General features: G+C 42.3%; 22 protein-coding genes and 1 tRNA gene. 2 read left to right on the forward strand and 21 right to left on the reverse strand.

The features are described 5' to 3' along the window. Positions 1-10: 10 nt before the first annotated feature. The 6 genes from ACWPVL_RS01910 to ACWPVL_RS01935 all read right to left on the reverse strand — a co-directional run bounded on the left by ACWPVL_RS01910 (position 11) and on the right by ACWPVL_RS01935 (position 3,172). Positions 11-487: an NUDIX hydrolase gene (locus tag ACWPVL_RS01910; protein WP_148888397.1), complete on the reverse strand. Its 477-nt coding sequence runs from the start codon at positions 485-487 to the stop codon at positions 11-13. Positions 488-543: 56 nt separating this feature from the next. Next, positions 544-1,443 (reverse strand): GTPase Era, encoded by a 900-nt coding sequence (gene era, locus ACWPVL_RS01915; RefSeq protein WP_061909637.1) that lies wholly within the window; start codon positions 1,441-1,443, stop codon positions 544-546. Positions 1,444-1,458: 15 nt separating this feature from the next. Next, complete coding sequence (locus ACWPVL_RS01920) at positions 1,459-1,863, reverse strand: diacylglycerol kinase family protein (protein WP_288932012.1); 405 nt, start codon at positions 1,861-1,863, stop codon at positions 1,459-1,461. Then, positions 1,844-2,341: an rRNA maturation RNase YbeY gene (gene ybeY / locus ACWPVL_RS01925; RefSeq protein WP_061909641.1), complete on the reverse strand. Its 498-nt coding sequence runs from the start codon at positions 2,339-2,341 to the stop codon at positions 1,844-1,846. The genes ACWPVL_RS01920 and ybeY overlap by 20 nt, the downstream gene beginning before the upstream one ends. A gap of 139 nt (positions 2,342-2,480) precedes the next feature. After that, a tRNA-Thr gene (locus tag ACWPVL_RS01930) sits at positions 2,481-2,553 on the reverse strand. 49 nt (positions 2,554-2,602) lie between these two features. Then, the gene (locus ACWPVL_RS01935; RefSeq protein WP_454386459.1) at positions 2,603-3,172 is read right to left on the reverse strand and encodes a GNAT family N-acetyltransferase; all 570 of its coding nucleotides are present in this window, start codon (positions 3,170-3,172) and stop codon (positions 2,603-2,605) included. A gap of 175 nt (positions 3,173-3,347) precedes the next feature. Here ACWPVL_RS01935 and ald point away from each other — a divergent pair, with 175 nt between their 5' ends. Then, complete coding sequence (gene ald, locus ACWPVL_RS01940) at positions 3,348-4,460, forward strand: alanine dehydrogenase (RefSeq protein ID WP_454386461.1); 1,113 nt, start codon at positions 3,348-3,350, stop codon at positions 4,458-4,460. Positions 4,461-4,647: 187 nt separating this feature from the next. On the opposite strand, the gene ACWPVL_RS01945 is transcribed toward ald, so the two are convergent. From ACWPVL_RS01945 to nagB, 15 genes are all read right to left on the reverse strand, one after another. After that, complete coding sequence (locus ACWPVL_RS01945) at positions 4,648-5,208, reverse strand: DUF3267 domain-containing protein (RefSeq protein ID WP_454386463.1); 561 nt, start codon at positions 5,206-5,208, stop codon at positions 4,648-4,650. A 13-nt stretch (positions 5,209-5,221) separates the two neighbouring features. After that, positions 5,222-5,914, reverse strand: coding sequence for an ABC transporter permease (locus ACWPVL_RS01950; RefSeq protein ID WP_454386465.1), 693 nt, complete (start codon positions 5,912-5,914; stop codon positions 5,222-5,224). Continuing rightward, positions 5,907-6,740 carry an ABC transporter ATP-binding protein gene (locus ACWPVL_RS01955; protein ID WP_125389674.1) on the reverse strand — a complete coding sequence of 278 codons (834 nt, stop codon included), beginning with the start codon at positions 6,738-6,740 and terminating at the stop codon, positions 5,907-5,909. The genes ACWPVL_RS01950 and ACWPVL_RS01955 overlap by 8 nt, the downstream gene beginning before the upstream one ends. A gap of 19 nt (positions 6,741-6,759) precedes the next feature. After that, positions 6,760-7,527, reverse strand: coding sequence for a DUF3169 family protein (locus tag ACWPVL_RS01960; RefSeq protein ID WP_148877595.1), 768 nt, complete (start codon positions 7,525-7,527; stop codon positions 6,760-6,762). A gap of 196 nt (positions 7,528-7,723) precedes the next feature. Beyond that, positions 7,724-7,930, reverse strand: a complete 207-nt coding sequence (locus ACWPVL_RS01965) for a helix-turn-helix transcriptional regulator (RefSeq protein WP_005590740.1) — start codon at positions 7,928-7,930, stop codon at positions 7,724-7,726. Positions 7,931-7,941: 11 nt separating this feature from the next. Further along, positions 7,942-8,136: an aspartyl-tRNA synthetase gene (locus tag ACWPVL_RS01970; protein ID WP_454386468.1), complete on the reverse strand. Its 195-nt coding sequence runs from the start codon at positions 8,134-8,136 to the stop codon at positions 7,942-7,944. A 297-nt stretch (positions 8,137-8,433) separates the two neighbouring features. Then, on the reverse strand, positions 8,434-11,052 hold the full coding sequence (gene alaS, locus ACWPVL_RS01975) for an alanine--tRNA ligase (RefSeq protein ID WP_454386470.1): 2,619 nt from the start codon (positions 11,050-11,052) through the stop codon (positions 8,434-8,436). 33 nt (positions 11,053-11,085) lie between these two features. After that, complete coding sequence (locus ACWPVL_RS01980) at positions 11,086-11,664, reverse strand: LURP-one-related/scramblase family protein (RefSeq protein ID WP_454386472.1); 579 nt, start codon at positions 11,662-11,664, stop codon at positions 11,086-11,088. A 138-nt stretch (positions 11,665-11,802) separates the two neighbouring features. Then, entirely contained in the window at positions 11,803-12,849 is a 1,047-nt protein-coding gene (gene prsA / locus ACWPVL_RS01985) for a peptidylprolyl isomerase PrsA (protein ID WP_454386474.1), read from the reverse strand. A gap of 110 nt (positions 12,850-12,959) precedes the next feature. Continuing rightward, positions 12,960-13,643, reverse strand: a complete 684-nt coding sequence (locus tag ACWPVL_RS01990) for an O-methyltransferase (protein ID WP_454386476.1) — start codon at positions 13,641-13,643, stop codon at positions 12,960-12,962. A 1-nt stretch (position 13,644) separates the two neighbouring features. Then, the gene (gene pepF / locus ACWPVL_RS01995; RefSeq protein WP_454386478.1) at positions 13,645-15,447 is read right to left on the reverse strand and encodes an oligoendopeptidase F; all 1,803 of its coding nucleotides are present in this window, start codon (positions 15,445-15,447) and stop codon (positions 13,645-13,647) included. A 20-nt stretch (positions 15,448-15,467) separates the two neighbouring features. Beyond that, on the reverse strand, positions 15,468-16,427 hold the full coding sequence (locus tag ACWPVL_RS02000; protein ID WP_454386480.1) for a competence protein CoiA: 960 nt from the start codon (positions 16,425-16,427) through the stop codon (positions 15,468-15,470). A gap of 159 nt (positions 16,428-16,586) precedes the next feature. Beyond that, on the reverse strand, positions 16,587-17,753 hold the full coding sequence (locus ACWPVL_RS02005; protein ID WP_454386822.1) for an MFS transporter: 1,167 nt from the start codon (positions 17,751-17,753) through the stop codon (positions 16,587-16,589). Positions 17,754-17,985: 232 nt separating this feature from the next. After that, positions 17,986-19,329 carry a DUF1958 domain-containing protein gene (locus tag ACWPVL_RS02010; RefSeq protein ID WP_454386482.1) on the reverse strand — a complete coding sequence of 448 codons (1,344 nt, stop codon included), beginning with the start codon at positions 19,327-19,329 and terminating at the stop codon, positions 17,986-17,988. Between the two features lie 106 nt (positions 19,330-19,435). Then, positions 19,436-20,143: a glucosamine-6-phosphate deaminase gene (gene nagB / locus ACWPVL_RS02015; protein WP_288930522.1), complete on the reverse strand. Its 708-nt coding sequence runs from the start codon at positions 20,141-20,143 to the stop codon at positions 19,436-19,438. Positions 20,144-20,460: 317 nt separating this feature from the next. Between nagB and queA the strand changes: the two genes are divergently transcribed. After that, on the forward strand, positions 20,461-21,489 hold the full coding sequence (gene queA / locus ACWPVL_RS02020; protein ID WP_288930524.1) for a tRNA preQ1(34) S-adenosylmethionine ribosyltransferase-isomerase QueA: 1,029 nt from the start codon (positions 20,461-20,463) through the stop codon (positions 21,487-21,489). Positions 21,490-21,500 lie beyond the last annotated feature (11 nt).

Below are 21,500 nucleotides of genomic sequence, written 5' to 3' on the forward strand. Positions count from 1 at the left end.
ATTCTCAATATCATAGCCCCATAGCAAAGCTGTCCGAAAAATACTCATCCAGCATCAGGCGGTGTTTATCCGATACATTTTCCAGCTCTGCTATTTCTTCTTTAGAAAAAAAGACTAAACGCAGTGTTTCCTCATTATGAAAATTGGAAATATCAATATTCTCCAATGCCTGCAGTTCATACAGAAAGACAACCGTCTGCACTTTGTCACCATTAGGATAAGATTCATCAAAATTCGTATAAACATTCAGCAAGCGCTTGGCTTCAACGGCAATGCCTGTCTCTTCGTAAAACTCACGCACGGCTGCTTGCAGAGAAGTCTCCCCGAGCTCCATAGCTCCTCCAGGAATCGCCCATGTTTTCTTATCGCCTCGTAACTGCAGAAGCACACGGCCGTCCTCGTCTGCTAGAATTCCACCAGCAAAATTCAGAATAACCTTATCATGCCCCACCTTGGAGCGAATATAGGAAATGTAGTCTTTGTTCATTCAATTTTCCTATCTACGATTCAATCAATAATCAGAAATGAACAATTCTTGCTCTTTTAATATTCCTTCTCATTATAGCCAAAGTCCGCCAAATCCAGCTTCTTGTCTCGCCAGTTTTTCTTGACCTTGACCCAGGTTTCGAGGAAGACCTTATCTCCCAGCATGAGCTCAATATCGCGGCGAGCCATAGAACCGATTTTCTTGAGCATGGAGCCACCTTTACCGATGATAATGCCTTTTTGGCTGTCTCGCTCGACCATGATCGTCGCTCGGATATGGACCTTGTCCGTCTCCTCGTCTCGCTTCATGCTATCAACAACTACCGCAACTGAGTGGGGAATTTCTTCACGAGTCAGGTGTAGAACCTTTTCGCGAATCATTTCTGAAACCAAGAAACGTTCTGGATGGTCGGTAATTTGGTCTTCTGGGAAATATTGAAAACCTTCCTCCAGATTTTCACTAAGGATATCAATCAGACGGGAAACATTGTTGCCCTGCAGAGCCGAAATCGGAACGATTTCTTTGAAGTCCATCTGCTGACGGAAATCATCAATTTGCGCCAAAAGCTGATCCGGATGGACTTTATCAATCTTATTGACCACCAAGATCACTGGCACCTTAGCCGCTTTCAGGCGTTCGATAATCATATCATCGCCCTTGCCACGCGGCTCATCTGCCGGTACCATGAAGAGAACCGTGTCCACCTCACGCAGGGTGCTATAGGCAGATTCAACCATAAAATCACCTAGAGCAGTCTTGGGCTTATGGATTCCCGGCGTGTCGATAAAGACAATCTGCTCCTTATCCGTCGTATAAATGCCCATAATCTTGTTGCGGGTCGTCTGAGCCTTGTCACTCATGATGGCAATCTTTTGCCCCATGACATGATTCAAAAAAGTTGATTTGCCGACATTTGGTCGGCCTAAAATGGCTACAAAGCCTGATTTAAAAGTCATTGTTCTATTCCTTCTCTAAAAAATAATATCCCACAGTTTTGGCAGAAAAATAATCAAACCTGTTATAACTGCAAAACCAGAAACCACCAAAACTGCACCAGCTGCCATATCCTTGGCATTCTTTGCCCGCATAGAAAAGTGATAATCACTAGCCAGATCCACAACATTTTCAACAGCTGAATTCATGATTTCAAAGGCGATCACCAAAAAGATGCTTAGCAGCAAGAACAGCCACTCCGTCGCTGAAATCCGAAAAATCAAACCTGCAATGATGGCAGCTACAGCTGAAAGAACATGGCTCCGCATATTCTTTTCTTCCTTAAAAGCTGTGAAAATCCCCGTCAGGGCAAACTCCAAGCTCGATATGACATCTCGATTTTTCCACTTGCGCTTGTTTTTTTTATTGTCTCGTAAGTCCATAAGCTGTCAAAATTTCTTCCTGTAAGCCAAACATTTCTGCTTCTTCTTCTGGTGTATAATGATCGTAGCCGTTGATATGCAGAAAACCATGCACCGCCAAAAAGCCCATCTCCCGTTCAAAGCTGTGGCCGTATTCTTCTGCTTGCTCCCGCGCCTTGTCCACCGAAATAAAGAGCTCGCCGATATAAGCATCAAAATCCTCCAGCATCTCAGCCAGCTCAGGATTATCCGCCAAGTCTTCCTCGTCAAAGGCAATATCCAGCTCTGGCTTGTATTCCAAGCTGATGACATCCGTCGGCCGATCTGTGTCTCGGTATTCCAAGTTGAGCTCATGGCTGCGCTCATTGGTCACAAAGGTTACAGCCATTTCCTTATTTTCTTTGCCCGTCTTTTTAGCCGCAAACTCCAAGATTTCCTGAGTCTGCTTGATGATTTCTTGAGAAACCTGACCGGTTTCATCCACCATTTCGATATACATATTTTACCTGCCTTGCTAATATTACTTTTATTATATCATATTTGGGCGCCTATGAGAGCCACAAGCATTGCATTTAAACGAGGAGAAATCCTAATTTAAAACCAAAAAAGGCTGAGAAAATCTCAACCTCTTTATCTAGTGCTAATTGCCGGGATCGAACCGGCGACCTCATCCTTACCATGGATGCGCTCTGCCTACTGAGCTAAATCAGCATTACCTATCTACTATATCATGTAGATAGGCACTTGTCAATATTCTTTCTCATTTTTTTGCGAAATATTGGTCCTTAGTCAGATAGTAATGCATCCGCGTCACTATGCGCCCTTCCTCATGCTTGTCCAGGGCTGCATAAGGCTCTTCGTGCGAAAAGATCATGCCTGACTTTTGCATGACACGGCCGGAGGCAGGATTGTCAATATCATGTACGGCGACCAATTTGTTCATGCCAATTTCTTCAAAAGCCAGCTCAAGCACCGCCCAATTGGCCTCAGTCGTATAGCCCTGATTCCAGTATTTTTTATGGATCACATAGCCGATAGCTGCCGTTTTCAAGTCCAAGCGGATCTTATGCAGATCAATTGTCCCGATAAAGTCGCCAGTCTCCTTCAGCTCAATGCCCCAGCGCCCCAAAGGATTCGCCAAGTAAAACAAGGCAATATTATTGCGGGTTTCCTCTAAATTTTTGTTGGTCGCAAAGGTATAGCGAACATTCTCCTCGTCTGAAGCATATTCAAACATGGCTGGAGCGTCATCCAAAGTCACTGGACGCAAGATCAATCGCTCCGTCTCAATTCTGGAATGCTGGCTCAGCTTGACATAGATATTTTCCATTTCTTCCTCCTAATTTTTCTTATCAGAATAGCATAATTCTCTGTCTAAAACAATCCTTTTTTTCTTGCTTTTTGCGCCAGTTTCCTTTAAAATGAAAACAACACAATAATTGGCCTAGGTCCCTTTGTAGTCCTGTATTCGGAGATCCTAGCGTTAGAAAAAGGAGTAAAGCTCTATGTTAATCGGAATTCCAAAAGAAATTAAAAATAATGAAAATCGCGTTGCCCTGACGCCAGCTGGTGTGCACAGTCTTGTAGGAAAAGGCCATCAGGTGCTGATCGAAACAAATGCTGGACTTGGATCTGGCTTCGCAGATGCAGACTATGAAAAGCAAGGTGCAAAAATCGTTGCCACTGCTGCTGAAGCTTGGGCAGCTGAGTTGGTTGTTAAGGTTAAAGAACCGCTGGAAGCTGAGTACCAATTCTTGCGTGATGACCTCCTACTCTTCACTTACCTGCACATGGCCGCTGCTCCCGAATTAGCCCAAGCTATGGTAACTGCTAAAACTACCGGGGTAGCCTACGAGACTGTACGTGACGGACAAGGACAACTACCACTCTTAGTACCTATGAGTGAGGTTGCTGGTCGTATGGCGGTTCAAATCGGAGCTCATTTCCTAACCAAGCAAACAGGTGGCTCTGGCGTTCTCCTTGGCGGTGTACCAGGAGTGCCAAAAGGTAAAGTTACCATTATCGGAGGCGGTGTTGTAGGAACTCATGCAGCCCGTATCGCTCTGGGACTAGGCGCTCAAGTTACGATTCTCGATATTAGCGCCAAACGTCTATCCGTACTGGAAGAAGTCTTTGGCAACCAAATTCAAACCCTCATGTCCAATCCATTTAACATTGAGGCAAGCGTCCGCGAAGCAGATGTCGTGATTGGGGCTGTACTCATTCCTGGTGCTAAAGCACCAAAACTGGTAACTGACGATATGGTGAAGCAAATGCGCCCTGGTTCTGTTATTGTTGACGTGGCTGTTGACCAAGGTGGCGTTATCGAGACTGCTGACCGCGTGACAACCCATGATGAGCCAGTTTATGAGAAACACGGTGTCCTCCACTATGCGGTAGCCAATATCCCTGGTGCCGTAGCCCGCACTTCTACTATTGCTCTGACCAATGTTACTCTTCCTTATATCGAAGCACTGGCTGGCAAAGGCTTCAGACAAGCTATTGCAGACGACGCTGGATTGCGTGAAGGGGTCACAACCTATCATGGCCACATCACTAGCAGACCAGTTGCAGAAGGCTTGAATCTCGATTACACTCCTATTGACGAACTTGTCTAATCATTTTTCTCTTATATACAAAACCCGAAGGAACTTCTAGTCCTTCGGGTTTCATTTGTTTTAAATTTGAATTTGGTATCATGCTGCCATCCATTTAGACAAGATCAACATTGCTCCACATCATTAAATTATCAAGTATATTACCCTTTAATAGACATTTTAAAAAAGCATACAATACTTGTGATTCCTAGCCCTGACTAGGCTCTTCTTTCTGGTAAAAATTCATCCCAACCTCAGTATCCTCAACCAGAATATCATCAGTCTGGCCCAACAGCAGCAAAGCGATGTAAAAGTCACCAACACAGCCCGCTGCATGAATACTAGCTAGAGGCATGTAGAGAGTTGAACTGAGCAAGCCCAGCATGGCCAATAAGGTCAGAAGCAAGCTAATCAAAACAAAAGGTGCCAAACCAATGACCAAGAAGTCCTTACGATTGTAAAAGGTTCCTGGACTAGTCGCATAGGCCATCCCTTTTTTAAAACCAAACTTGACCTTGGCCTTCCCTTTACCAAAAAACTTGAAGAAGAAACCGTGGATGTACTCATGGATGACGACAAGGATAAAGGTAAAAACTAACAAATAGGCAAGATCTAGACCCGAAAAATCATAATGATCGGCTCGGAAGATTAGCTGGGTCAATTTCGCAAAAAGCATGGAGAAGGGAAAAATCAGTAAGAGTCCCGCTACATTTAGACCGATTACATATTTCTTTTCTTCCATAAAGTTGAATTTTTTAATGAGTTTCATAAAATCTCCTCCATCATTTTCGACCTTTACTCAAGACATAAGTGCTTGCACTGATAAAAATAAGAAGCCAAATCACCAAATTAGAGAAATCTTCAATTTTAAATGAATAGTCTCCTGTTTCAAAGAAGTTGATAAAAGCATTCATAAAAGTAAAACGTAGAATATGCTGTATTGTTTTATCAAAACTAGCAAATAGAGGCACGAAACTAATCAGCAACAGCGGAAATAAACTATAAACCTGAGCTTGAGATTGTGTCTTGGAAATACCACCAATAAAAAGATTGATTAAAAGGATAATAACAATAATTAAGAGATTGATCAAAAGATAGATAGGCCATTTGCCAGAGAGATCTACATGCAAATAATATGGGAAAAAAATTAAGGCAAAGACTGTAAATAGGAAGGGATAAACCAACATGGATAAGAGGTATTCAGTAGAACGAACCCCGCTCAACATCAAGGTTTTTAGATTACGCTTCTCCTTGTCCTCTGCCATCATAATAGACACCATATAGCCGCCACTCATGGCAAAGGTCATAGGCAGGATCATCTTCAATAGTCCTTGGCCTGCATTGCCATTCTTATTTAAAATCATATTGTACAAAAAGAGGAGGCCAAAGGGCAGCAAGACGGACATAAGCAAAGAAGAGTTTGTCAATAAAATCTGAGTACGCAGCCATGTGAGAGCTTTAATTTTTTTATACATCTAATTTTTCTCCTGTTAATTGAATAAAGATTTCTTCTAATGTAGGTTCGCAAGAATGTACTGTAATAGCTAATTTTAGGTCTTTTGTAGCCAATTCTGAGAACGAAATTTGCTCGGTTTCTCCATTTTCATAGCTAATTTTAACTTTCTTGGCTGTGTTATATTTTTGAATAATAGCTTTCGGCTCGCCATATTCTACTAATACTCCCTTATTTAGCAGGGCCAGTCGATCACAAAGGGCGCTCGCTTCATGCATATCATGCGTTGTCAGAAAAATGGTTGTTCCCTTTTTCTTCAGCTCAAGCAAAAGCTCATGAATCACCTTGGAAGTACGGGGATCAAGTCCACTCGTTGGTTCATCCAAGAATAAGACCTCAGGATTATTTAAAAGAGCTCGAGCTAGAAACATCCGCTGCTTCATACCTGTCGAAAGTTTCTCTGCTACAATATTTTTGCTTTCTAACAGACCAACCTGCTCTAAAACTTCATCTATCCGTTCATTTTTTAAATCGTATAATTTCGCATATATCTGCAGGTTTTTATAGAGAGTCATCTTCTCATAAAAGCCACTTGTATCAGATACTAGGCCAATCTTCACCAAATCCTGAGCATTAATAGCATCTGAAGCTTTACCAAGGATTTTACTTTGACCATTGTCGGCATCAAGCTGGCCTGTTAGGATATTAATTAAGGTTGTTTTTCCCGAGCCAGATGGTCCTAAAAATCCGAAAATTTCTCCTTGATCGATATGAAAATTAATCCGTTCTAAAGCTTTTTTATCTCCAAAACTTTTAGAAATATTCTCTACTTGAATCACTTGTGACATAAGGCCTCTTCTCACTTTCTTACTTATAATAACGTTTAACGATTTTGTACTGGCTGACAGTAACATAAAGATAGATGACCGATACCGCAATCCAAGCCAAAATCGTATCCAGTTGGAACAGAAGATTTAGCAGTATCAGTCCAATATAGATACTAGGAAAGATAAAGCTTACTAATTTCATGACTAATTCAAAATTTTCTTCATAATTAATCTGTTTTTCTGCCTCGTCCATCTTATCCATTAAGAAATCTCTGGTTTCCCTGACATTGCTATAGCGAGGGAGCTCTTCTCCATTCACCGTTTTAAATCCTTTTCGAACTAGAATGCTAGCTACAGTTATTAAAAGAACCAAGAAGAAAAATTTACCAAAGACTGGCAGAATATTAAAATCTGCGTGACGGATTCCCTCTGCAAAGCCAGTAGCCGCATAAAACATGAAGGGAATCTGCATTAAATTCGTTAAAATACCAGCTAGAGCATAAGCTCGATTTCCCGCTTGTTCTAATGATTCTATCTCCTCGTCATCTTCCATCTTCTCCAAGCGTGACATACTTTCCCGGCTGATGTGAAGATAATAAAGCGTTCCTAGAAAAAGCAGAAATATGGCTACTATCATGATATCTTGCACTGCCTTCAGGCTAATCAGCTGGCTAAAATCAATTCTAACTGCTAAGTCATAATAAACGACCAGAGAGCCAGCGATAAAACCCACTACACCTCCCACAGCAATAAACACAATATTTCTCCAAAAACGGTATCGAGTTGACTTCTTTCTTTTTTCTTTCATTCTAATTCTCCTTTTTTTCTCAGCATCCATTTCAGGCATAACAACGATATAAACAAAAATTAACAGAGGCAAATCAAGCAGTAGCTGCCAAGACAGCATGTGCAAACCACCCAAGATAATCGTAACAAAATGGACCAATAAACTATAAATACAATCACTAAGATATTATTTCATCTACTTTATCTCTTTTTTATATCTACTCTTCCTCCACTAGGCGAAAGACATTTTCGACACTTTCGTTGAAAATCTGAGCAATTTTGAGAGCAATGACCACGGAGGGCGTATATTCATCCCGCTCAAGCAAGCTAATCGTTTGCCGCGATACGCCGGCCTTCTTAGCCAAGTCGGTTTGATTCAGCCCGTCTCTGGCCCTCAGCTCTTTGAGTCGATTTTTCAGCTTCATGACAACACCTCTCAGTCTTCTTTCAGTTCAACAGACTTGATATCGTCAATGCGCATGAGCTTGATTCTTGTTTGACTTTTTTTATTGGTCTTACTCAACTTAACCCAATCGTCATCAGCATCAACTACCTCCCAGCAATCTGTCCCGAAAACTTCACCGATGATGATCGGTTTTTTCCCAATCATTTCTTTAAAAAAACGTGACATTTCTCCACTCCTTTCTTTATTTCTCTCTAAACGTTTCAACTTCCTTTTTACATTTTTCAATTCACTGGATGACGTCAGCCACAAACCAGAAAATATCGGAAGTAGACACCAAAACAGTATCTCCATTAGTTCCTCCTTTTATCTTTTCTTCTTAACTTAAATACATTGTAACAGATTCTTTTCTTTTTGACAAGTATATTTGTCAAAAAAATAAAGATTTTTGTCATAAAGACTTAGATCCTTTACAAAATAAGAAGTAAAAAAGACCAGGACTGAATCCTGATCTTAAAAAGCATACTACAATTTACCTGCAACTGCATCCAAGAGTTCTTGAATTTTCGCTTGGTTGCTTCCTCCTGCCATGGCCATATCTGGTTTACCACCACCACGTCCATCGACGATTGGTGCCAATTCTTTGACAAGGTTTCCTGCATGAAGGTCTTTAGCCTTGCTAGCTACGAGGACATTGACTTTGTCTCCAATAGCTGCTACTAGGACAAGAAGGTCAGAGTAGTCTTTTTGTTTCCAGTTATCCGCAAAGGTACGAAGGGCACCTGCATCTGATACAGAAACTTGACTAGCAATGTAACGGTGGCCGTTGACTTCCTTCACATCCTTGAAGACGTCACCTGCTGCCGCCGCTGCGGCTTTTTCTTTCAATTCTGCATTTTCTTTTTGCAATTGACGGAGTTGCTCTTGAAGTCCTTCGACTTTGTGAGGTACTTCCTTGAGTTGCGGTGCTTTCAAGGTTGCTGCTACTGCTTTCAGAGCGTCCTCTTGTTCGCGGTAGGCTTCAAAGGCTTCCTTACCAGTCACTGCTAAGATGCGGCGAGTTCCTGAACCAATCCCCTCTTCTTTGACAATCTTGAAGAGGCCAATTTCAGAAGTGTTGCCAACGTGGGTACCACCACAAAGCTCAACAGAGTAATCACCAATGGTCACAACACGGACTTCTTTACCGTATTTCTCACCAAAGAGGGCCATGGCTCCCATTTCTTTAGCAGTGTCAATATCTGTCTCAACCGTTTCTACTGCGATTGCTTCCCAGATTTTCTCATTGACTTGTTGTTCAATGGCGCGCAATTCTTCAGGAGTTACTGCTTGGAAGTGCGTGAAGTCAAAACGAAGGAATTCGACTTCGTTAAGGGACCCTGCTTGTGTCGCATGGTTTCCAAGGATATTGTGAAGAGCTGCATGGAGCAAGTGAGTTGCTGTGTGGTTCTTCATGACACGAAGACGACGATTGGTGTCGATACTAAGTATGTATTCTTGGTTCAAAGCAAGCGGAGCATGGACTTCAACTGTGTGCAATGGTTGGCCGTTTGGTGCTTTTTGAACATCTGTCACAGTAGCCACAACGTTTCCTGCAGCATCCAAGATTTGACCGTGGTCCGCTACTTGTCCACCCATTTCAGCGTAGAATGGAGTCTCTGCAAAGATGAGAGAGGCAGTTCCTTCTGAAACAGCTTCTACTTCAGCATTGTCTGCTACGATAGCCACCAACTTAGAAGGCAATTGGCTGGCATTGTAGTTAAAGACACTTTCTACTGTGATATTTTGAAGGGTTTCATTTTGCATACCCATTGAGCCACCCTTGACAGCGGACGCACGCGCTCGTTCTTGCTGCTCTTTCATGGCTGCCTCGAAGCCTTCACGGTCGACAGTCATGCCTGCTTCCTCAGCGATTTCTTCTGTCAACTCCACTGGGAATCCGTATGTATCGTAAAGTTTAAAGACATCTGGACCAGTGATAACCGTTTGTCCTTTTTCTTTCAAGTCTGCTACAATGGTTTCTGCAAAATGTTGACCTGAGTGAAGCGTACGAGCAAATGACTCTTCTTCGCTCTTAACGATTTTCTCGATAAAGTCACGTTTTTCAAGCACTTCTGGGTAGTAGCTTTCCATGATTTTTCCAACTGTTGGAACGAGTTTGTAAAGGAAAGGCTCGTTGATGCCCAATTTTTGACCGTGCATAGACGCGCGACGGAGGAGACGGCGAAGGACATAACCACGACCTTCATTTCCTGGAAGGGCACCATCCCCGATGGCAAATGAAAGGGAACGAATGTGGTCAGCGATAACCTTGAAGCTCATGTTGTCGCCGTCTTGGTCATAAACCTTACCAGACAATTTCTCAACTTCACGAATGATCGGCATGAAGAGGTCAGTTTCAAAGTTTGTCTTAGCCCCTTGGATAACTGCCACCAAACGCTCCAAACCAGCGCCCGTATCAATATTCTTGTGTGGCAATTCCTTGTACTCACTACGAGGTACAGCCGGATCTGCGTTAAATTGTGACAAAACAATGTTCCAGATTTCGATATAACGGTCGTTTTCGATATCTTCTGCAAGCAGGCGAATACCGATATTTTCTGGGTCAAAAGCTTCTCCACGATCGAAGAAAATCTCAGTATCAGGTCCAGAAGGTCCCGCACCGATTTCCCAGAAGTTATCCTCGATTGGAATCAAGTGGCTTGGATCCACTCCTACTTCAATCCAGCGGTTGTAAGAATCTTTATCGTCTGGATAGTAAGTCATGTAGAGTTTTTCAGCTGGGAAGTCAAACCACTCAGGGCTTGTCAAGAGTTCATAAGCCCAAGTAATAGCTTCATCACGGAAGTAATCCCCGATAGAGAAGTTCCCCAACATTTCAAACATGGTATGGTGGCGAGCAGTTTTTCCGACATTTTCGATATCGTTGGTACGAATCGCTTTTTGCGCATTGGTAATGCGTGGATTTTCAGGAATAATGGTCCCGTCAAAATATTTCTTAAGAGTGGCTACCCCAGAGTTAATCCACAAAAGAGTTGGGTCATTTACTGGAACCAAGCTAACTGATGGTTCTACAGAGTGACCTTTGCTTGCCCAGAAATCCAACCACATTTGGCGAATTTGAGCACTTGACATTTGTTTCATTTTATTTTTCTCCTTCAATCTTTTTAATGTTTTTTATGATGAACTTTCCAGCATTTCCACATAGTCAATGGCGACACAGAGGGAAATGACCAAATCTGAGTAAGCCTCATCATAGACACTCACCTGATAAGTGGAGGTCAGATGGAAAAGTTCCTTGGTAATCTCTGCCACGACTTGATCGCGATCATCTAGTAATTTAAAGTTTAAATCCCAGATATTGCCCTCAATCCTTAGGCCTAAATTGTCAAACTCATATTTATCACGGAAGAAGGTCAGTTTCTTGCGAATATAAAAGCTTGTCCCGTCACTGAGCTTGATTTCAAACCGAGGCAAAAATGTTAGAAAGATTTTGCTGATCTGGCTAACTGTCTGTCCTTGGGCATCATAGATGGTGAAGCTCTTCGGAATCTGGAAAAATGATCCTTCTACTTGGTAATCTATGTTACCTCGATCATCCTTGATATCAAAACGTTCGCCACCTAGACGCAATTTTTGTTTGACAAGATAGGTCTTCATCGCTTTACCTCCATAGTCAAGATAAAAGACAAGCTCTTTGTCTGAAGGGCGAAAAACCGCGGTACCACCTTCATTCAATGAACTTGTCATTCTCATTAGCTATTTAGTTTGAAACATGAGTAGCATGAATTTTCCTCTCACATGGCTCGCAGCACCGCCAATTCTCTGAGCTGAGATCTAGAAAATCAATTCTCAATAATTTTATTATACTGACTTCTTGGCTTTTCGTCAAGCTTATTCTGCTGCAGGAGCTGGGTTTTCTTCAGTATGAGCAGCTTCTGACTTGCTTTCTTCTGAGCTAGAAGATTGTGATTTCTTTTCTTCTGAACTAGAAGACTGAGACTTGCTTTCTTCTTTAGACGATGAGCTAGAAGTATCTCCTTCTACATATTGGGCAAAGACATTTTGGAAAGCTGGATCCTTAACTTTCAGATTCGCTTCCTTCAATTCTTTAGAAATAACAGAACGAATAAAGCTTGCATCGTTTTGTTTTTGAGTCAGGATTCCCTCTTTTAGTTGCTTCTTATAATCTGTCCATTTTGCAGATTTTTGAGTTTTCTTCACCAATTTAACAATGTAGTAGCTTGCTGAATAGTTCTGCTTACCTCGTACAGTGATTACATCAGAAACGCCATTTTCTTCTAAGGCAAAAGTAGCTTTTTTAACAGCATCCGCAACTGTTGTTGAGGTTGAATCAAATTTCACCTCGCCGCCCTTATCTTTGGTGTCCTTGTCGGTCGAGTTTTCCTTGGCCAACTGACCAAAGTCTGCTCCCTCAGCCTTAGCTTTTTCAAGCACTTCCTTAGCCTTTTCTTCACTATCTACCTTGATAATTTGAGCCGTCACTTCTGGTGTATACGTTTCAAAGAAAGCCTTGTAGTTGTCATCTGTCAACTCTTTTTCAGCTGCTTTCTTAACAGCGTATTCAACTAATTTATTTGCGCGGATCTGGTCTCTGTAGGCATCTTCTGTCATTCCGCTTTGAGCAAGAACATTTTGGAAAGCAGAACCATAAGCGGATTTCATTTTTTCAAAGGCTTCTTCAACCTCTTTATCCGTCACTTTTTTGCCATACTTTTCTTCAAAAACTTGCTTAATTGCCATTTGAAGCAAGACTTGTTGAGAGGATCCATTATTTTTTACTTGATCGTAAAATTCACTTACTGTGATTGTCTCACCTTTCATTGTCACAATATCTTTATCTTTTGCTGTTTGTGAACATGCTGCTAAAGCCACTACAGAAAAGAGAGTTACTGCTCCTGTAAGGATTTTTTTCTTCATTATTTCATCTACTCCTTCAATAAATTCACTTTGTCTATTGTACCACAAATCCAACTTGATATCTTAATTTTTCCTAAAAATTTTTGGAAATCAAGAAAAAAGTGAAGGGATTATTTTTTTCTAACCATAAGCAGCCCATCTCCTAAAGGAAGCAAGCTCGCAGTCAAATCTGGACTATACAAAGTTGCGTCAAATAGGCTGTGCAAACCTCGGTAAATAGCCCGTTGACCGCGCTTAATGTCCTCAAAAGGCTTGGCAACATCACCGCCTTGGAAGACATCATCAATGAGGACCAGACCACCAGGATTGAGGCGCTTGAGAACCTGAGGCAGAAAGACCACATACTTGGACTTGGCAGAGTCCATAAAGACAAGGTCGTAGGAATCCTCCAGTGTCTCAAGCAAATCCACCGCATCGCCTTCTAGCAGGGTGATCTGCTGACGGCTGTCATACTTAGCAAAATTAGCCTTAGCAAGCTCAATCATCTCTGGATTGCGGTCAATAGTCGTAATCTGAGCCTGAGGCGCATGTTCCGCCATCAAAAGGGCCGAAAATCCAATAGCCGTCCCGATTTCTAAAATCTTCTCTGGCTGCAGACTTTCAAGTAGCAGGCGGAAGTAAGCCACTGTCTCATGGGGAATCACAGGTACATTTTCAGCTCTGGCAAAATCCTCCAGCTCCTTGAGCCCGCCAGTGACCGGCTGGAGACGCTGTCTCATAAAGTCTACAATCTCTTCCTTGACCACTGGCCGACGCATATTGGGATTAGAGTTTTGATTATAAGTCTCGACCATCTTATGCCAGTCCCAACTTTTCTACCAAGGCTTCAAATTCATCCAAGCGGCGTTCGAAGACTGCAAAGGCTGCATTTAGATAGTCTTCTTTTTCCATATCTACACCTGCTTTTTTGATGACATTGAGCGGATAGTCAGAGTTCCCAGCTTTCAAATAGTCCAGATACTTGTCCTTGTCTTCCTGACTGCCATAGACAATCTTTTCAGCCAAGGCAGAAGCGGCTGCAAAGCCTGTCGAATATTGGAAAACATAGTAATCATAGTAGAAATGCGGAATCCGAGCCCATTCGTACTGAATCTGTGGATTGTCTTCTTTTTTCAAGCCGTAGTATTTCTCGTTCAAGTCAGCATAGAGGTCATTGAGAAACTCGCTGGTCAAAACTTGCCCTTCTTGGTCAGCCTTGTGGATAGCATGCTCAAACTCAGCAAATTGGGTTTGACGGAAGACGGTTCCTCTAAAGCCATCCAAGAAATGATTGAGAATAGCAAAGCGGGTAGCATCGTCTTCTACTTCTTCCAAGAGCTTCTCTGTCAGGATGTTTTCATTGGTTGTCGAAGCAATCTCAGCTAGGAAGATAGAGTAGTCCCCGTAAACATAAGGCTGGGTCTCACGAGTATAACTTGAGTGCATACTGTGACCTGTCTCGTGCACCAAAGTAAAGAGATTATCCAGCGTGTCCTGCCAGTTAAGCAACATAAAGGCGTTTGTGTCGTAAGAACCGCCTGAGTATGCTCCTGAGCGCTTGCCTTGATTTTCATGAACATCAATCCAGCGCTCTGAGAAAGCTGTCTTCACTCGGCTCAAATAATCCTCACCCAAAATAGCCAGGACTTCCTCAGACTTAGCCAATGCTTCCTCATAAGTGAACTTGTAGTCTGTCTCTGACAAAGGTGTGTACATATCATACATCTTCAGGTCAGAAATTCCTAAAATCTTCGCTCGTAAAGCAATATAACGTTGCAAAAGAGGCAAATGCTTATTGACAGCTGAAACTAGGCTGTCATAGACACTTTCTGGAATGAAGTCCGCTGACAAGGCCGCTTCACGGGCAGATGAAAACTTGCGGACTTTCGCATTGTAGTTGTGAACCTTGACATTGGTCTGCAGAGTCTTGGCATAGGTATGCTGATACTGCTCGTATACGCTGTAGAGAGCCTCGTAGGCTTCCTTACGGACTTCTCGGTTCTTAGACTCAACCAGAGTGATATAGTTACCGTGGCTGAGCTGAACTTCATTTCCATCTTCGTCATGCACCATCGGAAAGACGATATCTGCATTATCCAAGATAGCAAAAGTTTCGCCCGCTGCACCGAAGATTTCACCAGCACCAGCCAATAGCTCCTCTTCGCGCTGGGTCAAGATATGAGCCTTCTTTTTCAAAAGCTTGTCAAAATAATGCTGGTACAGTTGCAGTGCTGGCTGCTCAGCCAAGAAAGCTTGGTATTGCTCTTCTGTAATCGCCATAAATTCGGGCTCGTAGAAGGCAAAGCTTTGACCAAAATCGCTGTAAAGAGTCATGCCTTTAGCCTGATACTCTTGGTACTTAGCCACACGAGTATCCTGGTCGTTCTTCATGTGAGCATAAGAATAAAGCTTTTCAATACGACGCATCAAGTCCAACTGCACTTCAGTCGTTGTCAAAAGACTGTCCGCTGAATCCAGCAAATGTCCAGCTAGACTAGCTGCTTTCTTCACTTCCTCTGAAACCTGCGCCAATTCTGCTTCAAAGGCTTCATCTGTTGGGAAAATGGTTGTCAAATCCCAAGTATATTTTTCTTCAATTTCATTTCTTTGTTTTGCCATAGAAATTTCCTCCATCTTTTCTATTTTATCATAAAAGTGGGGGAAATCCTCGCATAAAATACTGGTGGATAGATAATTTGAAGCTGCTTATTTTTTTCAGCCTGATAATAGCGATAAAAGCGCTGGTAATAGGAAGTTAAATCCTTTGTTATTTGACAAAAGGAGGTGGCTTGGACAGGCCGAACTTGCGGATAAAAATCCTCGGCCGACTTGGTTAGAAGATTGTCTCCTTTTTGATAGAGCTGGGCTTGGAGCTTCATCCAGCGAGGCTGCTGGTAATAAAGCTGCTGACGAACATAGCGGCAAATCTTCGGATCTTGCTTAGCCAGATAGCTCTCTAACCCCTGCTTTTGAAAGGGACTGCGCAAGACGGATAAAAGACAGCCTTGGCCAAAAGGAAAGGATTTGACCTTGTACTGAGCTCGTCCATGCAAGTCCTCGTGAATGAGATATTTAAGCCGAATCTCCTGCTTTTTCTCATCCAATTCCCAAAGATGAAAGCCCATATTTTGACTGAAATAAAGAAAGTCCTTTTGCAGTTTCGTCAGCGACTGTTTTAACCATAATTTCTTGCCCAAAAGCCAGAGAACTTGATAGCCATGCTGTCGATAGGACAGCGTCCTTTCCTCAAGTCTTTCCTGACTGAATGGACTACACTGGACCTCCAGGGCTATACGACCGTCCAACAAAAGGTCAGCAATCTGCCTTATCTCAGGCAAAAAGGCCTCCACCTGCACCTCTTGGCTTTGCTTTCCCCAGCTATAAAGGCCAGCTTTCAAGTTCAAATGCTCCGCACTTTCACTTTCCGTATAAAACGAACAATTTTCAAGAGAAATATGAGCAAAATGCGGTCGCATGACCCTTCCTTTTTTGAAGCGGACCGCTCCCGAACAGGCCGGACAAAAGAGTTGTTCGCCTAGAGACGGCTGATTTTCCATCGCATTCAGCAAAATTCCCTCTTCATTTTTCGCAAGCAACATGAGCATCTCCCTCTCAATATAATGTCTTTTATATTTTTATTCGTAATTAAAACACCAAAGAGAGGGCTTGTGAAATGGAACGAAGGTATTATTTACTCTCTCACTTATGTAATCTCTCCAAACAAAAACGAGCTGAAAAGTTTCCAGACTCGTTTTTTCTTATCCAAATAGATTCTGATTCTTTTTTTCAGGAACTTTCAAAAAGAGAGCAAGCAAGAGCACTAGACCTATAATGGCTGCCAACATGAAATTCATACTACCATAGCCAAAACCATCTAAGATAGACCCTGACATATTCTGGATGAAAATTGTTCCTAGATTTCTCCCTGTCTGTAGTAACGCAAAAGCGGTCACCAAATATTTTTCATCCACCAAATTTGCTACGATGCGCAGACTAAGCATAGTCAGTACCATGCCAGAAGCATGCTTGGAAAGCAGGGTCACTGCAATTTTCGAACCCAAGCCAAAGTTTAAAGCATAAACCGCATACTGAAGGAGCATCATACCTAAACAAATATAGAGCAACTTTTTGACAGATATCTTATCCATGAAAAGGTAGGAATAAAAGATCAAGGGCGCCTCGCACAGCACAGAAACAGCGACAACAGTCGTTGCCCAATCAACACTCAAGCCACTGGATTCTAGCATGGATGGAATATAGGTATGCCCTGTATTGCCCACACCAGAGTAAAGAGCAACAAGGAAAAGATAAAAAAGATAGGTTCTGTTTTTAAGAATGGCTGAAAAGAGCGAATGGCCTTTTTTTTCAGTCTTTTTAGTCAACCTATCCCGCTTGGGATTCATGCCAAGAACTCCTAAAATACTCAGCATCATAGTCCCGATAAAGACCAGATAGATGGCCTGGGGAGAAATATTCTTATAAATCAAACCTGCCAGCTGTGAACCAATGGCATAACCGATCGTTCCCCAAATTCGGATTTTCCCATATTTATAAGGACTTTGGGTTGCTAGTACATCCATCACAGTGCCCACCCCATTGATGAGCATCAAGACAAAACTATACCAGATGGCCAAGAGCCATAGATTATCAGCCTCCATGAAAAAGATATCTCCCAGGATAATCAGGAAAAAACTGATAAGCGAAACTCTCTTGATGCCAAGTGTATCATTTAACAGCCCCATGATCGGCTGAGCCAGCATGGAAGAAAAGAAAGAAGCTGATACGACGATAGATACTTGGCCAGCTGTGTAGCCCTTATCCAGCATATAAACGGATATCAAGGTCGAAAACAATGAATTGGACAGAAAATAAAAATTATACATCAAAAAATAAGCCAAATAGCTATTAGAAAACTTTTTCCCCATCATCAAAACCTCTCCAAAAATAGAATAGAGAGTGGGACAGAAATCGGTAATTCGTTAGAATTAGATTTCGTCGTCCCACCTCCGCACAGTTGAGTAGGGCTGTAAAAGCTGATGAAATCAGCGTAGTAGAGCCCACTCAACCACTGCGTCTTGCTCGACAATCCAAAGACAATTGAGAGGCTAGGACTTTTGTCCCAGCCTCTATCTCAGCTTGCAAAATAAGCACAAGCCTTTATTTAAATCTTTGCTTTCTAGCCCTTGCTTTAGCTTTTCTCGATTTCCGATTCTCGATATAGAAAATCAGAATAATAATGACAATTGGCAAGGCAAGTAACCAGCGGTTGCTCAGCAGGTCACTATACCAGACTTTATTATTGTCTTTTTCAGTAACTTCTTCTTTGGCAGACTGGGTAACAGAAGTATCTACTTCCTCCACTTTCATCTCATCAGAGATCTTTGGAGAGAGCGTGTACAGATCATTTCCAGCCTTCAAGACACCATTCTCAACTACAGGCTTTGCCTTCGCATCTTTTTTGATTGTCGCATAAAAATCTTCTGGCAGATTGTAAGTTTTTCCATTAATCTCCTGCTTCCCTTTAGAGAACAGTTTCTTGTACTCGTAGTCAGCATAAGATTTTTCGATCAAGGCATTTCCAAATGGATGGCGATAATATTCACCATCTTGGTCAGCCCAGTCACCAACGCCCATGATAACGCCAATCACGCGCTGGTTTCCGCGCTTGACAGTTGCAATGTAGTTGAAGGCACCGTTCGGACTTGAACCCGTCTTCAGACCATCTACTCCCTCCAGAGCGTAGCGAGCACCCGGCAGTGAGTAATTATAAGTCTCAAATGTTTCTTCATAAGGCGTGCCAGCCTTGACAGTTACTTTAGCCTGATTGGTATAATTTAAAATATCTGGATAGTTCTTTACAAAATTATAAACTAAAATCCCTAAATCACGCGCAGTCGTTTGGTTGCTAACATAATTATTATATCTCTGAGGAGTATAGTAACCTTTGAAGGAAACCGCAGCAGCACCACTGGCATTAAACCATTTGGTGTTGGTCATGCCTAGTTCTTGCGCTTTGGCGTTCATCTTATCCAAGAAAGCATCGGGATCGTTATCTGATAGGTAATTTGCCAGCATCACTGTTGTTGCGTTAGAAGAGGGTACAACTGTCATGGTAATCAGCTCAGAAACAGTATAATTGACCCCAGCCACGATTTTATTATTGGAAATTTCATAAATTTCCGCAACCGCCTGATCTTGCGGCGTCGCCTTAATCACCGTATCTAAACTGAGTTTTCCCTCTTTAATGGCTTCAAAAACCAAATACAAGGTCATGATCTTACTCATACTGGCTGGATCGCGAACCTCATCGATGTTATCCTGCCACAGTATATCGCCCGTATTTCCGTCAATCATCAAAGATGACTTAGGACGATTGATTGCTTGTACATTTTCATTGGGATACATTTTTCGTGCCATATCTACCAATTCATCTGCCGCAGCAGAAAGCGGTGATAAAAAGGCAGACAAAATCAATCCAAACACCAAAAACTTCTTCTTCACATTTATCCTCCAAAAAAATTCATTCCTAACTAGTATATCATATTTTTAATCAAGTTTTTGATAAATATAAAAAATCCCACCTAAAAATTAGATAGGAAATAGATTGTTAAGCTTCTAATAAACTTAGAGCTTCTTTGTCTGCAATAATCACGACATCTTCATGGCCTTGAAGGGCGCTAGCTGGCACAGCTTCTGTTACCTCTCCTCGGACTGTTCCTGCGATGGCTTGAGCTTTAGAAGCGCCATAGGCAAAGAGGATGATTGATTTTGCATCTAAGATATTCCGAATTCCCATTGAGATGGCTTGAGTCGGTACGTCCTCTATCTTCTCAAAGAAGCGAGCGTTTGCTTGGATAGTTGACTGCTCCAAATCGACAATATGAACAGTGCTATCAAAGCTAGTTCCAGGCTCATTAAAGCCAATATGCCCATTGGTACCAATTCCCAAAATTTGTAAATCTACTGGGTGGTCAGCCAAGACTTGGTTGTAGCGTTTCACTTCTGCTTCCACATCTTCTGCTGCACCGTTTGGCAAAAAGCTCTCTTTGAAAGGCTTTTTATTAAATAGCTGCTCATTCATAAAGTAACGGTAAGACTGGGGATTATCTTCTGAAAGTCCCACATACTCATCCAAGTTTACACTGGTCAGCCCTGACAAATCTAGGTCACTGGCAATGATTTGCTTGTAAAACTCAATCGGGCTACTTCCTGTTGCCAACCCCAATGTTTTGGCCCCCTGAGCTAGCTTTTCTTTCAAGATTTCTAAAGCTACCTTTGCGCCTTCTACTTGATTCTCAACACGAATAACTTTCATTCTGTTCTCCTATTTTTCTTGATGTATTCCTTATTTTATTATATGGTATAGACCAATTTTTGTCAAGTAGATTCTACTTAATTTTTTCAAATTTTACTGAGAGACTTAGCGTCAAATCATGGTATAATAAAAGCATGCTATTACCAATGATTATAATTTTTTTACTCGGAATTGCCCCTTTTACCGCTGGGCTTTTCTTAAAAAAACATCTCGGTTGGCAACTAATTTTTTTATGCCTGGGAATTTTCTTTATCAGTATTCCCTTTTTACTTGCCGCCTACTATATTTGGATCATGAGAACAATTTAAGGAGATAGAATGAATACTGCTGATTTTGATTTTCACTTACCGGAAGAACTGATTGCTCAAACTCCTCTGGAGAAACGAGACTCTTCTCGCCTCCTCATTGTAGATCGGGAAACTGGCCAGTTTAGTGACCAACATTTTGACAATATTATTGACCAACTTGAGCCAGGTGATGCTTTGGTTATGAATAATACCCGCGTCCTGCCAGCTCGCCTTTATGGAACCAAGCCTGAAACCGGCGGCCATGTCGAGCTCCTACTCTTGAAAAATACCCAAGGAGACTTCTGGGAAGTCCTAGCTAAGCCTGCCAAACGACTCAGAGTCGGAACGCGTGTTTCTTTCGGTGATGGCCGTTTGACTGCCACTGTTACAGAAGAGCTAGAACACGGCGGACGGATCGTTCGCTTTGATTATCAAGGCATTTTCCTAGAGGTCCTAGAAAGTTTGGGTGAAATGCCCCTGCCGCCTTATATCCATGAGAAGCTAGAGGATCGTGAACGCTACCAGACAGTCTATGCCAAAGAAAACGGCTCCGCTGCCGCTCCAACCGCTGGCCTCCATTTCACAGAGGAATTGCTGGATAAAATTGCGACAAAAGGCGTTAAGCTCGTCTACCTGACGCTGCATGTCGGGCTCGGAACCTTCCGTCCCGTATCAGTTGACAATCTGGAAGAGCATGAGATGCATTCCGAATTTTATAGTTTGTCTGAAGAAGCAGCTGAGACCCTGCGCCAAGTCAAGGCAAGCGGCCACCGCATCGTTGCTGTCGGTACCACTTCTATCCGAACACTGGAAACAATCGGCAGCAAATTTGAGGGTCAAATCCAAGCAGACTCCGGCTGGACCAATATCTTTATCAAACCGGGCTATCAGTGGAAGATTGTCGATGCTTTTTCAACCAACTTCCACTTGCCAAAATCAACCCTTGTCATGCTGGTATCAGCTTTTGCTGGACGCCAACTGACACTGCAAGCCTATGAGCATGCTATCACTGAGCGCTACCGCTTCTTTAGCTTTGGCGACGCTATGTTTATCAAATAAATACAGGTGAA

The organism is Streptococcus sp. Marseille-Q8145, from assembly GCF_965112035.1.

Excerpts from the sequence above, each read along its gene's own strand:
- alaS (WP_454386470.1), bottom strand. The coding sequence starts at position 11,052 with ATGAAACAAATGTCAAGTGCTCAAATTCGCCAAATGTGGTTGGATTTC.
- ybeY (WP_061909641.1), bottom strand. The coding sequence starts at position 2,341 with ATGTATATCGAAATGGTGGATGAAACCGGTCAGGTTTCTCAAGAAATC.
- ACWPVL_RS01910 (WP_148888397.1), bottom strand. The coding sequence starts at position 487 with ATGAACAAAGACTACATTTCCTATATTCGCTCCAAGGTGGGGCATGAT.
- nagB (WP_288930522.1), bottom strand. The coding sequence starts at position 20,143 with ATGAAAGTTATTCGTGTTGAGAATCAAGTAGAAGGCGCAAAGGTAGCT.
- ACWPVL_RS01935 (WP_454386459.1), bottom strand. The coding sequence starts at position 3,172 with ATGGAAAATATCTATGTCAAGCTGAGCCAGCATTCCAGAATTGAGACG.
- ACWPVL_RS01955 (WP_125389674.1), bottom strand. The coding sequence starts at position 6,740 with ATGTCACAAGTGATTCAAGTAGAGAATATTTCTAAAAGTTTTGGAGAT.
- ACWPVL_RS01970 (WP_454386468.1), bottom strand. The coding sequence starts at position 8,136 with ATGTCACGTTTTTTTAAAGAAATGATTGGGAAAAAACCGATCATCATC.
- ACWPVL_RS01980 (WP_454386472.1), bottom strand. The coding sequence starts at position 11,664 with ATGAGAATGACAAGTTCATTGAATGAAGGTGGTACCGCGGTTTTTCGC.
- ACWPVL_RS01950 (WP_454386465.1), bottom strand. The coding sequence starts at position 5,914 with ATGTATAAAAAAATTAAAGCTCTCACATGGCTGCGTACTCAGATTTTA.
- prsA (WP_454386474.1), bottom strand. The coding sequence starts at position 12,849 with ATGAAGAAAAAAATCCTTACAGGAGCAGTAACTCTCTTTTCTGTAGTG.
- pepF (WP_454386478.1), bottom strand. The coding sequence starts at position 15,447 with ATGGCAAAACAAAGAAATGAAATTGAAGAAAAATATACTTGGGATTTG.
- ACWPVL_RS02000 (WP_454386480.1), bottom strand. The coding sequence starts at position 16,427 with ATGTTGCTTGCGAAAAATGAAGAGGGAATTTTGCTGAATGCGATGGAA.
- era (WP_061909637.1), bottom strand. The coding sequence starts at position 1,443 with ATGACTTTTAAATCAGGCTTTGTAGCCATTTTAGGCCGACCAAATGTC.
- ACWPVL_RS01920 (WP_288932012.1), bottom strand. The coding sequence starts at position 1,863 with ATGGACTTACGAGACAATAAAAAAAACAAGCGCAAGTGGAAAAATCGA.
- ACWPVL_RS01945 (WP_454386463.1), bottom strand. The coding sequence starts at position 5,208 with ATGAAACTCATTAAAAAATTCAACTTTATGGAAGAAAAGAAATATGTA.
- ACWPVL_RS01965 (WP_005590740.1), bottom strand. The coding sequence starts at position 7,930 with ATGAAGCTGAAAAATCGACTCAAAGAGCTGAGGGCCAGAGACGGGCTG.
- queA (WP_288930524.1), top strand. The coding sequence starts at position 20,461 with ATGAATACTGCTGATTTTGATTTTCACTTACCGGAAGAACTGATTGCT.
- ACWPVL_RS01990 (WP_454386476.1), bottom strand. The coding sequence starts at position 13,643 with ATGGTCGAGACTTATAATCAAAACTCTAATCCCAATATGCGTCGGCCA.
- ACWPVL_RS02005 (WP_454386822.1), bottom strand. The coding sequence starts at position 17,753 with ATGGGGAAAAAGTTTTCTAATAGCTATTTGGCTTATTTTTTGATGTAT.
- ACWPVL_RS01960 (WP_148877595.1), bottom strand. The coding sequence starts at position 7,527 with ATGAAAGAAAAAAGAAAGAAGTCAACTCGATACCGTTTTTGGAGAAAT.
- ald (WP_454386461.1), top strand. The coding sequence starts at position 3,348 with ATGTTAATCGGAATTCCAAAAGAAATTAAAAATAATGAAAATCGCGTT.